The organism is Nonomuraea sp. PA05 (assembly GCF_008086045.1).
In the GTDB taxonomy this organism is placed as follows: Bacteria; Actinomycetota; Actinomycetes; order Streptosporangiales; family Streptosporangiaceae; genus Nonomuraea; species Nonomuraea monospora.
In genome coordinates, this window is sequence record NZ_VSEY01000014.1 from 186,584 (window position 1) to 198,375 (window position 11,792).

Annotated in this window: 10 protein-coding genes; 4 read left to right on the forward strand and 6 right to left on the reverse strand. The window is 70.1% G+C overall.

The genetic code is table 11. The features are described 5' to 3' along the window. Window positions 1-57 precede the first annotated feature (57 nt). Both pheS and FXF51_RS23130 read left to right on the forward strand, forming a co-directional pair. Window positions 58-1,098 carry a phenylalanine--tRNA ligase subunit alpha gene (gene pheS / locus FXF51_RS23125; protein ID WP_262379780.1) on the forward strand — a complete coding sequence of 347 codons (1,041 nt, stop codon included), beginning with the start codon at window positions 58-60 and terminating at the stop codon, window positions 1,096-1,098. Continuing rightward, complete coding sequence (locus FXF51_RS23130) at window positions 1,098-3,650, forward strand: phenylalanine--tRNA ligase subunit beta (protein WP_148436610.1); 2,553 nt, start codon at window positions 1,098-1,100, stop codon at window positions 3,648-3,650. The genes pheS and FXF51_RS23130 overlap by 1 nt, the downstream gene beginning before the upstream one ends. A 48-nt stretch (window positions 3,651-3,698) precedes the next feature. Here the strand turns inward: FXF51_RS23130 and FXF51_RS23135 are convergent, their stop codons facing one another. Further along, window positions 3,699-4,304, reverse strand: coding sequence for a Uma2 family endonuclease (locus FXF51_RS23135; RefSeq protein WP_262379771.1), 606 nt, complete (start codon window positions 4,302-4,304; stop codon window positions 3,699-3,701). A gap of 63 nt (window positions 4,305-4,367) precedes the next feature. Here FXF51_RS23135 and FXF51_RS23140 point away from each other — a divergent pair, with 63 nt between their 5' ends. After that, the gene (locus FXF51_RS23140) at window positions 4,368-4,616 is read left to right on the forward strand and encodes a hypothetical protein (protein ID WP_148436611.1); all 249 of its coding nucleotides are present in this window, start codon (window positions 4,368-4,370) and stop codon (window positions 4,614-4,616) included. A gap of 82 nt (window positions 4,617-4,698) precedes the next feature. On the opposite strand, the gene FXF51_RS23145 is transcribed toward FXF51_RS23140, so the two are convergent. The 5 genes from FXF51_RS23145 to FXF51_RS23170 form a co-directional block, all read right to left on the reverse strand. Next, window positions 4,699-5,313 carry a Uma2 family endonuclease gene (locus tag FXF51_RS23145; protein ID WP_262379772.1) on the reverse strand — a complete coding sequence of 205 codons (615 nt, stop codon included), beginning with the start codon at window positions 5,311-5,313 and terminating at the stop codon, window positions 4,699-4,701. A 381-nt stretch (window positions 5,314-5,694) separates the two neighbouring features. Beyond that, the gene (locus FXF51_RS23155) at window positions 5,695-6,972 is read right to left on the reverse strand and encodes an MFS transporter (RefSeq protein ID WP_262379773.1); all 1,278 of its coding nucleotides are present in this window, start codon (window positions 6,970-6,972) and stop codon (window positions 5,695-5,697) included. A 145-nt stretch (window positions 6,973-7,117) separates the two neighbouring features. After that, a complete protein-coding gene (locus FXF51_RS23160; protein ID WP_148436612.1) occupies window positions 7,118-7,471 on the reverse strand; it encodes a nuclear transport factor 2 family protein in 354 nt (117 codons plus the stop codon). A 115-nt stretch (window positions 7,472-7,586) separates the two neighbouring features. Beyond that, window positions 7,587-7,994 (reverse strand): hypothetical protein, encoded by a 408-nt coding sequence (locus FXF51_RS23165; protein WP_148436613.1) that lies wholly within the window; start codon window positions 7,992-7,994, stop codon window positions 7,587-7,589. Between the two features lie 221 nt (window positions 7,995-8,215). Next, window positions 8,216-9,877, reverse strand: a complete 1,662-nt coding sequence (locus FXF51_RS23170) for a class I adenylate-forming enzyme family protein (RefSeq protein ID WP_148436614.1) — start codon at window positions 9,875-9,877, stop codon at window positions 8,216-8,218. 279 nt (window positions 9,878-10,156) lie between these two features. Between FXF51_RS23170 and FXF51_RS23175 the strand changes: the two genes are divergently transcribed. After that, window positions 10,157-11,770 (forward strand): endo-1,4-beta-xylanase, encoded by a 1,614-nt coding sequence (locus FXF51_RS23175; RefSeq protein ID WP_262379774.1) that lies wholly within the window; start codon window positions 10,157-10,159, stop codon window positions 11,768-11,770. Window positions 11,771-11,792 lie beyond the last annotated feature (22 nt).

The window sequence follows — 11,792 nt, forward strand, 5'->3', positions numbered from 1 at the left end:
TTGTCTGACTACGATCCCGTCGAGGTGACACCGTTGCACGCCGACGAGCTGTCCCGGATGGAGGCCGACGCCATCGCGGCGATCAAGGCGGCCGGCGACCTCGACGCACTCAAGCAGGCCAGGCTGGCGCACGCGGGCGACCGCTCGCCCATCGCCCTGGCCAACCGTGAGATCGGGGCCCTGCCCCCGGCCGCCCGCGCCGAGGCGGGCAAGCGGGTCGGCGGCGCCCGCAAGGCGATCAACGAGGCGCTGGCCGCTCGCCAGGCCGAGCTCGAGGCCGAGCGCGACGCGCGCGTGCTCGTCGAGGAGACCGTCGACGTCACCCTGCCGTGGGACCGCCGGCCGCGCGGCGCCCGCCACCCGCTGACCACCCTCCAGGAGCGCATCGCCGACGCGTTCGTCGCCATGGGGTACGAGGTGGCCGAGGGGCCCGAGCTCGAAGGCGAATGGTTCAACTTCGACGCGCTCAACATCGCCAAGGACCACCCGGCCCGCTCCGACCACGACACGTTCTTCGTCGGGTCCACCGGCTCCGGCATGGTGCTGCGCACGCAGACCTCGCCGGTGCAGATCCGCGCGCTGCTCCAGCGCGAGCTGCCGGTGTACGTGATCTCGCCGGGCAAGACGTTCCGCACCGACGAGCTGGACGCCACCCACACCCCGGTCTTCCACCAGACCGAGGGCCTGGCCGTCGACGAGGGCCTGACCATGGCCCACCTCAAGGGCACCCTCGACCGGTTCGCCGAGGTGATGTTCGGCAAGGGCATCACCACCCGCTTCCGGCCGAACTACTTCCCGTTCACCGAGCCGTCCGCCGAGATGGACCTCAAGTGCTTCGTCTGCCGCGGCGCCTCGGCGATCCCCGGCAACCCGCCCTGCCGCACCTGCAAGTCGGAGGGCTGGATCGAGTGGGGCGGCTGCGGCATGGTCAACCCGCGCGTGCTCGTCGCGTGCGGCGTGGACCCGTCGCGCTACTCCGGGTTCGCCTTCGGCATGGGCATCGAGCGGACGCTGATGTTCCGCCACAACGCCGAGGACATGCGTGACATGGTCGAGGGCGACAACCGGTTCACCCTCCCGTTCGGAATGGAGATCTGATGAGGGTCCCGCTCTCCTGGCTGCGGGAGTACGTCGATCTCCCGGCGGTCACCGCGCACGAGGTGGCCGAGAAGCTGACCGCGGCCGGGCTCAAGCTCGAGTCGATCTCCTCGCACGGCTACGACGTCAAGAACGTCGTGGTCGGCGAGGTGCTCGAGATCGAGGAGCTGACCGGCTTCAAGAAGCCCATCAGGCACTGCAAGGTCGAGGTGGGCGAGGCGACGCCGCGCGAGATCGTCTGCGGCGCCACCAACTTCGCCGCCGGTGACCGCGTGCCCGTCGTGCTGCCTGGCGGCGTGCTGCCCGGCGGGTTCGAGGTCGGGGCGCGCAAGACGTACGGGCGCATGTCGGAAGGCATGATCTGCTCCGAGCGCGAGCTGGGCCTCGGCGAGGACCACAACGGCATCATGGTGCTGCCCGCGGGCACGCCCATCGGCACCGACGTGGTCGAGCTGCTCGGCCTGCGCGACGACGTGATCGAGCTGGAGATCACGCCCGACATCGGCTACGCCCTGTCGATCCGCGGCGTCGCCCGCGAGGCCGCGACCGCGTTCGGGGTGGCCTTCCGCGACCCCGCCGACATCGAGCTGCCCGCCGAGACCGCGCCGGCCTGGCCCGCCTCGATCGCCGACCCGACGGCGTGCGACCGGTTCGTGCTGCGCGAGGTCAGCGGCTTCGACCCGGCCGCGCAGAGCCCGCTGTGGATGCGCGTACGCCTCACGCGGGCCGGCATGCGCCCCGTGTCGCTGGCCGTCGACATCACCAACTACCTGATGCTGGAGCTGGGGCAGCCGCTGCACGCGTTCGACCGCTCGAAGCTGCGCGGCGAGATCGTCGTGCGCAGGGCCGCGGCCGGCGAGCGGCTGGAGACGCTCGACCACGTGGTGCGCGAGCTCGACCCCGACGACATCCTCATCACCGACCAGTCCGGGCCCATCTCCATGGCCGGCACGATGGGCGGGCTGGAGACGGAGATCTCCGGCGTCTCCACCGACATCGTCATCGAGGCCGCGCACTTCTCCGCGACCGGCATCTCCCGCGAGTCGCGCCGCCACGGGCTCGTCTCCGAGGCGTCCAAGCGGTTCGAACGCGGCGTCGACCGCGAGCTGCCGCTCGTCGCCTCCTGGCGGGCCGTGCGCCTGCTGGCCGAGCTCGGCGGCGCCACCGTGCAGCCCGGCGTCACGCACGCCGAGGTCGAGGTGGAGCCCGCGCGCATCGCGATCCCGTCCGGGCACCCAGGCCGGGTCGCCGGCGTCGAGTACTCCCGCGACACCGTCATCGCGCGGCTGGAGCAGATCGGCTGCGTCGTGGCCGACGGCGACGACCCGGCCGTGCGCAAGGGCGGCGTGGCCCCCACCGGCGTCGTGACCGGCGGGGCCCTGGCCGCCAGGCTGGCCGTCACCGGCGACGACATGATCACCGTGACGCCGCCGTCCTGGCGGCCCGACCTCACCGACCCCAACGACCTCGCCGAGGAGGTCATCCGGCTGGAGGGCTACGAGAGCCTCCCGTCGGTGCTGCCCTCCGCGCCCGCCGGCGCCGGGCTCACCGAGGGCCAGCGGTTGCGCAGGCGGGTCGGCAGGGCGCTGGCCGAGGGTGGCTACGTCGAGGTGCTCAGCTACCCGTTCATCAGCGGCGACGACTTCGACCGGCTGCTGCTGCCCGCCGACGACGCGCGGCGCGTGGCCGCCCGGCTGGCCAACCCGCTGTCCGAGGACGAGCCGCTGATGCGCACCACGCTGCTGCCCGGCCTGCTGAAGACCCTCGTCCGCAACGTCGGGCGCGGCTTCACCGACGTGGCGCTGTTCGAGACCGGCGCGGTCTACCGTCCCCGCACGGGCGCGCCCGACGTGGCGCCCGTGCTCGGCGTCGAACGCCGGCCGACCGCCGAGGAGATCGCCTCCATCGAGGCGGCCCTGCCCGACCAGCCGCTGCGGGTCGCGGCGGTGCTGGCCGGCGAGTTCGAGCGGTCCGGCTGGTGGGGCGGCGGGCGCGCCGCCTCCTGGGCCGACGCCGTACAGGCCGCACGCCTGGTGGCGGGCGAGGCGCGGGTCGAGCTGTCCATCAGCGCCGACCAGCACGAGCCATGGCACCCCGGCCGGTGCGCCGCCCTCTACGTGGGCGACACGCTGGTGGGGCACGCCGGTGAGCTGCACCCGCGGGTGATCGAGGCGTACGGGCTGCCGCCGCGCACGGCTGCCATGGAGGTCGAGCTGACCCGGCTGGAGGCCGTCATGCCGGGGCCGGTGCAGACGCCCGCGGTGTCGGCCTATCCGGTTGCCACGCAGGACGTCGCGCTCATCGTGCCCGACTTCACGCCGGTGGCCGACGTGGAGGCCGCGCTGCGCGACGGGGCCGGGGAGCTGCTGGAGTCGATCCGGCTGTTCGACGTTTACGCCGGGGCGCAGGTGGGCGAGGGGAACAAGTCGCTCGCTTACTCGATGCGGTTCAGGGCCGGCGATCGCACGTTGACCGTGGAGGAGACCACGGCGGCGCGGGATGCGGCTGTGGCGATGGCGGCTGATCGGGTGGGGGCTCAGCTTCGCGGGTGAGCGCCTGGTGGGGGCCGGTGCGGCGGGTGCTGTGCCGGCCCTTTCGCGTCACATGCGGTCGATCTCGGTGAGGTCGATGTCGACGTCGAACGGGACGGTCAGCTTCAGCCTGTCGTGGTGAACGCCCGTGGGGACGTAGCTCCTCGTCACGGGGTCGAGCTCGAAGACGTGGACGTCCGGCTTGCCGGAGTCGTTCTCGACAAGCCAGAAGTGGCGGATGCCGGCTTCGGCGTAGAGCTCCGGCTTGCGGCGACGGTCGCGGGTGCGGGACTCGGGGGAGACCACCTCGATGACGAGCAGGACATCGCGCGCGTGGTAAAAAGTCTGCCTGCCGCTTTCGACGGCGGTGGCTGAGATCACACAGAGGTCAGGCTCCGGGCGCTGGTCCTTGTCGAGGATGACGCTCATCTCACGGCGCACACGCAGGTCTCCCGGGGCGGCACGCCGGAGCTCGTTCTCCAGGAGCGAGATGACGAGCATGTGGAAGGAGGCTTGGGGACTCGCGAAGACCAAGCTTCCGTCAATCAACTCTGTGTGCGCAGGCAAATCCGGAATGTGGTCGAGGTCCTCGGCGGCGAAGCCTTGCGGCGGCGGGAAGACCCGGTCGGGGAGCGAGGGTGGTGTCATCTCAACGATCACCGCTTCGGCAGTCATGGCGCAACGCTACCAATCTATTGTTCTCACGCCTGGTGAACGTCACGGAATGGAGGGTGATCGATGACCCAGTTGCTCGTCTTCAGCGAGAGGGACGACGCCGAAGAGGTCGCCGAGACGCTGGGCGAGTGGTTCCCCGCGCTGGGCGTGCCCAGGGTGGTGCGGGAGACGCTCGCCGGCGAGGACGACGCCGAGGACGCGCAGTGGCTGGTCGTGCTCGAAGGCCTGGACGGGGAGGCTCTGGACAAGGTGGATGAGCTGGCCGAGCGGTACGACGGGTGGCGGGAGGCGGCCGGCGGGTTCGCCGGGTAGCGGCACGGGCCTCCGGTGCGCTACGGCGCGGGAGAGTGCAGTGCCGGGCTGGAGCCGGTGCGGCGGGGTGCTGTGTCGGTCCTCAACCGGTGCGGGGCGTGTAGAGCTTGGTGAGGTCGATGTCGATGTCGAACGGAACCGTGAGCTTCAGCCACTCGTGGAAGACGCCGGCGGGAGCGTAGGCCTTGGTGGCGGGGTCGAGTTCGAAGACGAAGACCGCCGGCTTCTCGTTGATCTCCTTGATGCGCCAGAAGTGCGGGATTCCGGCCTCGGCGTAGAGGACGGGCTTGCGATGCCTGTCCCGCAAGTCGGACTCCGCTGAGACGACTTCGATGGCGAGCACCACATCCGCGGCGTCGAAGCAGGTGACATCGGGAGCGATTCTTGCTTGAGGTCCCACGACCATGAGGTCAGGCTCTGGACGTTGCCGCGGACCCAGCTTGACGGTCATCTGCGAGAGCACCTCATGACTCGTGGGTGCCAGGGTCTCCAGCAGGTTGTGCAACCGATGAATGACCGCCTGACGGAAGTGTCGCTGTGGGCTCGCGAAGACCAAGCTTCCATCAATCAACTCTGTGTGCGCAGGCAGATCCGGAATGTGATCGAGATCTTCTGCTACGAAGCCCTGCGGTGGCGGGAACACCCAGTCGGGGAGCGAGGAAGGCGTCATCTTAACGATCACCGCTTGGGCAGTCATGGTTCAACGCTAACAATCCATTGTGCTCACGCCATGTGAACGTCAGGACACGGACGTGGAAGTTTCGGGGGTCGCTCCATGTCGCTGTGGCTGGTCGTGGCCGAGTGGGCGCGGGAGAGTCTGGGCATGCGAGTCGCCGTGCTGTCCGGCATTCATGCGGTGCTGCCCGGGCTCGAAGCCGTGCTGCCCGAGCCCGACGTGGCCGGGGCCGAGCTGATCGTGCTGACCGGTGACATGGCCGCGGGGCCGATGCCGGTGGAGACGCTCGATCTGCTCGTCTCGCTGGGGGAGCGGGCGCTGGGGTTGAGCGGGAACGCCGATCGGGAGCTGGTCGAGGTGGCGGCCGGGGCTGAGCGGGCGGGGCTGGGCCTGCGAATGCTGTCAGGTGGTGGCTTCTGCCGCTGCCTGGGTGGCCTCGGCTGCTGCGGCGGCCTCGCGGCGGGCCTTCTCCCGCAGCGCGTGCTCGTCCGTCCTGGCGTCGTACCGCAGGAACTTCGGCAGTGCGGCGGCCAGCCCCAGGACGGCGGCCACGCACAGGATACCGCCGCTGGTGAGCGAGAAGCGGGTGCCGCCGAAGTTGGCCATCAGGCTGGCCCTGGCGTTGCCCAGCATCGGGCCGCTGGCGTAGGAGAGCAGCTCGATGCCGGCCAGGCGGCCGCGGTACTCCGGCGGGATCGTCTGGTTCCACATCGTCATGCGGAAGATGCCGCTGATCATGTCGGCGGCGCCGGCGAGGGCGATGCAGATGAAGACCAGCCAGACGTTCGGGGCGAGGCCGGTGAGGGCGACCGCCACGCCCCAGAGCACGGCGGCGACGATCACGCCGAGGCCCTGGCGCTGCACGCGCGCCGTCCAGCGGCCGGTGAGTGAGGCGATCAGGGCGCCGGCGGCGGCGGCCGAGTAGAGCAGCCCGAGCGCTTGCGGCGCGCGCAGCTCGTCGGCCAGGAACGGGTACAGCGACGTGGCCATGGCGAACACCATGGCCGCGATGTCCACCAGGTACGTGCCCATCAGGTCCTTGCGGCTGACCGCGTACCGCACACCCTCGACCAGCGACCGCAGCGACGCCGGCGCGGCGTCCTCGGCCGGCGGGATGGACCGGACGCGCCACAGCAGGACGAGCGACACCACGAACGTGAGCGTGTCCAGGCCGTACGCGGCGGCGGTGCTCCAGGTGACGAGCAGGCCGCCGAGGGCCGGGGCGACGATGGCGCCGAAGTTCCAGCGCAGGCTCGACAGCACGGCGGCCGCGGCCTGCTGGTCGTGCTTGACGACCTGCTGGATCACGGCTTCGAGGCTCGGGCGTTGCAGGGAGGCCAGGCCGGTGGACAAGGCGCCGACCACGTACAGGACCCAGATCTGCGGGGTGGGCAGCAGCGCGTTGACGAACAGGGCCGCGGAGGTGACCAGCAGGCCGAGCTCGCTCAGGAAGATGATGTTGCGGCGGTCGAGCGCGTCGGCGATGGCGCCGCCCCACAGGCCGCACACCACCATCGGCACGAACTCCGCCAGGCTGACCAGGCCGACCGCCAGGTAGGAGTCCGTCAGCTCCTTCATCTGGTACGGCACCGCGACCATGGTGATCATCGTGCCGAACATGGTGATGACGCCGGAGCCGAAGAGCAGCCGGTAGTCGCGCGAATCGCGCAGCGGGCTCAAGTCCAGCGAAAGGTGACGGAGAAGGCGTTTCACGGCAGGTAGCACGAAGTGCAATTGTCCGTGAGCGGTGGACCGTTGAGCAAATCGTTTTCGGCGGCACGCGAAACGGCCCTCCGGAGGTCCGGAGGGCCGTTTCGCGTGGGATTCAGGCGGCGGGAACCTTGTCCAGGAAACCGAGGACCTTGCTGATCCTGCCGTCCTCGGCCAGCTCGATCACGTCGAACCCGACCGCGACCGGCTCCCCGCCCGCCGGCCCCAGGTGCCAGGTGAAGCGGGCGAGGTGGTGGTGGGCGTCGTACAGCTCGCCGGGGGTGAAGACCAGGCCGGGGAACATGCCCTGCGCGCCCTCGATCACCGCGGCGATCCCGGCGTGGCCGGCGACGTCGGCGAGCGGGTCGGTGTAGGTGGCGTCCTCGGTCCACAGCTCGGCGACGGCCTTGGCGCGGGTCTCCGGGTCGGTCTCGTTCCAGCAGGCGACGTAGCGCTCGACGATGTTCATGGGATGTCTCTCCTCAGGTCGTTCGGTCGGTGCGGCTCTTGCGCGAGGTCGTCTCGGCTGGCGCGGCTCTTGCGCGAGGTCGTCTCAGTTGGTGCGGCTCTTGCGCGAGGTCGTCTCAGTTGGCGCGGCTCTTGCGCAGGCCGGTGATCTGGAGCTCGGCGAACCCGGCGACCACCAGCGCCTGGGCGATGGCCCAGACGGCGCCGATCGTGGTGAAGCCGGCCGCGCCGGTGACGACGGCGGCGACGCTGGCCAGGGTCCAGATGATGTTCAGGGCGATGACGGCCTTGGTGGCGGCCGGGCTGATGTCGCGGCGGGTGGCCAGGAGGCCGACGGCGGCGCCGTACACGAGCAGGAAGACGCCGATGCCGCGCAGCAGGCCGGTGTCCGGGCCGAGCAGGTCGCCGACCGGGCCGGCGAAGGCGAGGTAGACCAGCCCGTTGCCGCCCGTGACGACGGCGTCGGCGGCCAGCGCCAGGCGCAGGAACTTCATGCGGTCGGTGGTGACGGTCAAGGCGGTCATGTCGGGCTCCTCGTGGATGGCCTCGTTTGTGCGGACATCTGAAAGATGCCAGGCCAGGAGTAGGGGCCGCGATTACGCGCCAGGTAAAGCGGGGCGGCGATCCCCACGTCGAGCAGGGGAAAGTGACCATATGTGACGGTGGTCACAACGGCAAGCCTGAGGCCGTCACGGCGACGGCCGCCGTCCGGAGGCGGGCGGCGGCCGTCGTGTGGCGGAGGGGGTCAGACGCCCAGGACCTCCCGGCGCAGGTGCGTCTTGAGGATCTTGCCGCCGGGGTTGCGGGGCAACTCGCCGTCCCGGAACCACACGTGCACCGGGATCTTGAACTTGGCGATCCGCTCCGCCAGGAACGCCTGCAGCTCCGGCACCTCGACCGTCCTGCCGGGGGCCAGCCGGACCACCGCGCCGACCTCCTCGCCCAGCTCGTCGTGCGGCACGCCGATCACGGCGGCGTCGTCCACGGCCGGGTGCTCGAACAGGGCCGCCTCCACCTCGGCGCAGTAGACGTTCTCGCCGCCCCTGATCACCATGTCCTTGGCGCGGTCCACGATGTAGACGAAGCCCTCGTCGTCGATCTTGGCCAGGTCGCCGGTGTGCAGCCAGCCGCCGACGAACGTCTGCGCGGTGGCCTCCGGTTTGTTCCAGTAGCCGAGGATGACGTTCGGGCCGCGTACGCACAGCTCGCCGACCTCGCCCGGCGGCAGCTCGTTGCCCATCGGGTCCACCACGCGCACGTCCACCACCGCGGACGGCAGGCCGATGCTGTCGGGTTTGGCCTGGTAGTCGGCTCCGCCGTTGCCGATGGCCAGGGCGGAGGTCTCGGTCATGCCGTAGCCGTTGGAGGGGGCGCGGTTGGGGAGGTTGGTGGTGATGCGTTCCAGCAGCTTGGGCGGGGCGGGGGCGCCGCCGTAGCCGAGGGTGGCCAGGGACGACAGGTCGTACTTGCCGAAGTCGGGGTGGGACATGAGCTGCCAGGCGTTGGTGGGCACGCCGATCATCGCGGTGACGCGCTCCCGTTCGATGAGGCGCAGCGCCTGCTCGGGGTCCCACTTGTACATCAGTACGAGGCCGCCGCCGCTGAACATCGTGGTGGTCATGGCCGAGAAGCAGCCGGTGACGTGGAAGAGGGGGACGGTGAGGAGGGTGATCCTGCGGGTGCCCGCCGCGGCGCCGACGTCCTTGCCGGCCATGGCGACGGCCTTCATGAGGCCGAACGCGACCGTCATGGGCGACTGGCCGATGTTGCGGTGGCTGCCGAGCGCGCCCTTCGGGTTGCCGGTCGTGCCGGAAGTGTAGAAGATCGTGGCCGGGTCGTCGGGGGCCAGCTCCACGTCGGGCAGCTTCACGTCCGCCACGACCTCGCCCATGACCTCGTCGAACGTGCGCGCCCCCGCCGGCGCCTCGCCCCTGGTGACGATCATCGGCACGCCCGTCGCCGCCAGCCGGACCGCGCGCTCGCCGTCGGCGATCAGCACCTTGGCTCCGGAGTCGCGCACGCCGTAGGCCAGCTCGGCCTCCGTCCACCAGGCGTTGAGCGGTACGGCGATCGCCCCCGCCGCCAGCGCGGCCGAGAACGCGACCACCCACTCGGGGTAGTTGCGCATCGCCACGGCCACCCGGTCGCCCTTCGTCACGCCGTACTCCTCGACCAGGCGGTTCGCGAGGGTGGCGGCGCGGCGGAAGTGCTCCTCGAACGTGATGTGCTCGTCCTCGTAGACCAGGAACACCTTCTCGCCGTGGAACCTGCTCATCTCCAGCAGGGCGCGAAAGTGGGCGGGAGCATGCTTCCATGTGCGTACGCCGGTGTCGCCGATCTCCTCGATCTCGAAGAGCTGGCCGGGGGCGGTGAGCTGGGCCTGGACCTGGGCGTGCGAAAGAGACATACGCAGAACTCCCGCAATGGACGATTATTCCGGAGATTTCACAGTACCGACCGGCCGGTACGTCGCGCTAGACGGTCCTCTGCCGATGAAACTTTCATTACTAGACCGATAGTTTCTGGCTTCCAACTGCTGATATAGCGTCGCCGTGAGCTTGCCATTGACCGTTCGCGCGCATGTCAATACCGTCTGCGATGCGATCTCCAACCGGCCGAAACTTTCGTGCGGAGGTAGATGTCCGTGCATTCGTCCAAGCTTCTTCGACTCCTCACGTTAGTGGGGATGTTCGCCGTCTTCCTCCTGCCCGCCACCCCGGCACAGGCCTCCGCGCCGCTGCGCACCCACGCCGCCGCCAGGAGCAAGTTCATCGGCGCGGCGCTGGCCACCGGCCCGCTGTCCGGCGAGACCTCCTACCGCACGATCGCGGCCACCGAGTTCAACCAGGTGACCGCCGAGAACGCGATGAAGTGGGACGCCACCGAGCCCAGCCAGAACCAGTTCAACTTCTCCGGCGCCGACGCCATCGTCAACTTCGCCACCCAGAACAACCAGCAGGTCCACGGCCACACCCTGATCTGGCACCAGCAGACGCCCGGCTGGGTGCAGAGCCTCGGCGCCACCGCCATGCGCTCGGCGATCCAGAACCACATCAGCCAGGTCGTCGGCCGCTACGCCGACAACGCGACCGTGGTCTCCTGGGACGTGGTCAACGAGATCTTCGACGACAACGGCGGCTGGCGCACCTCCTTCTGGTACAACACGCTCGGCCAGAGCTACGTCGCCGACGCCTTCCGCGCCGCCCGCGCCGCCGACCCCAACGCCCGGCTGTGCATCAACGACTACAACGTCGAGGGCATCAACGCCAAGAGCACCGCGATGTACAACCTGGTCTCCTCGCTGCGCCAGCAGGGCGTCCCGGTCGACTGCGTGGGCTTCCAGGGGCACCTGGCCATCCAGTACGGCTTCCCCGGCGACATCCAGCAGAACATGCAGCGCTTCGCCGACCTCGGCGTCCAGGTGCGGGTCACCGAGCTGGACGTGCGCATGCAGATGCCCAGGGACACCACCAAGGACACCACCCAGGCCACCTACTACCGCAACGTGGTCAACGCCTGCAACGCCGTCACCGCCTGCGCGGGCGTGACGATCTGGGGCTTCACGGACAAGTACTCCTGGGTGCCGGACACGTTCTCCGGCCAGGGCGCCGCACTGATCTACGACGAGAACTACCAGCAGAAGCCGTCCTACACCGCGGTGCACGACGCGCTGGCGGGCGGCACCACCACCGACCCCACCCCGCCGACCACGCCGGGCACGCCGGCGGCGAGCAGCGTGACGTCCAACTCGGCCACGCTGACCTGGACCGCCTCCACCGACAGCGGCGGCAGCGGCCTGGCCGGTTACAACGTCTACCGCGAGCAGGGCACGACGGACACGCAGCTCGGCCAGAGCACGACCAACTCGATCAACCTCACCGGGCTCACCCCGAACACCCAGTACCAGGTGTACGTGCGCGCCCGTGACGGAGCGGGCAACCTGTCCGCCAACTCGGCGCTCGCCACGTTCACCACGCAGTCCGGCCCGGTCGGCGGCGGCTGCACCGCCGTGGGCACCGTGCAGAGCCAGTGGAACAACGGCTACGTCGTCCAGCCCGTCACCGTCACCAACAGCGGCTCGTCGGCGATCACCGGCTGGACCGTCACCTTCACCCTGCCCGCAGGCCACACGCTCGCCGGGTCGTGGAACGCCACCCTGACCGTCAGCGGCCAGACCGTCACCGCCAGGAACGCCTCCTACAACGGCAACCTGGCGCCGAACGCCGGCACCTCGTTCGGCTACCAGGTCAACCGCCCGACCGGGAACACGCAGACGCCTTCCGGCTACACCTGTGCCTGATCGAGGCGCCTGAAACGGGGAT

Excerpts from the sequence above, each read along its gene's own strand:
- pheS (WP_262379780.1), top strand. The coding sequence starts at position 58 with ATGGAGGCCGACGCCATCGCGGCGATCAAGGCGGCCGGCGACCTCGAC.
- FXF51_RS23130 (WP_148436610.1), top strand. The coding sequence starts at position 1,098 with ATGAGGGTCCCGCTCTCCTGGCTGCGGGAGTACGTCGATCTCCCGGCG.
- FXF51_RS23135 (WP_262379771.1), bottom strand. The coding sequence starts at position 4,304 with ATGACTGCCGAAGCGGTGATCGTTGAGATGACACCACCCTCGCTCCCC.
- FXF51_RS23140 (WP_148436611.1), top strand. The coding sequence starts at position 4,368 with ATGACCCAGTTGCTCGTCTTCAGCGAGAGGGACGACGCCGAAGAGGTC.
- FXF51_RS23145 (WP_262379772.1), bottom strand. The coding sequence starts at position 5,313 with ATGACTGCCCAAGCGGTGATCGTTAAGATGACGCCTTCCTCGCTCCCC.
- FXF51_RS23160 (WP_148436612.1), bottom strand. The coding sequence starts at position 7,471 with ATGAACATCGTCGAGCGCTACGTCGCCTGCTGGAACGAGACCGACCCG.
- FXF51_RS23165 (WP_148436613.1), bottom strand. The coding sequence starts at position 7,994 with ATGACCGCCTTGACCGTCACCACCGACCGCATGAAGTTCCTGCGCCTG.
- FXF51_RS23170 (WP_148436614.1), bottom strand. The coding sequence starts at position 9,877 with ATGTCTCTTTCGCACGCCCAGGTCCAGGCCCAGCTCACCGCCCCCGGC.
- FXF51_RS23175 (WP_262379774.1), top strand. The coding sequence starts at position 10,157 with ATGTTCGCCGTCTTCCTCCTGCCCGCCACCCCGGCACAGGCCTCCGCG.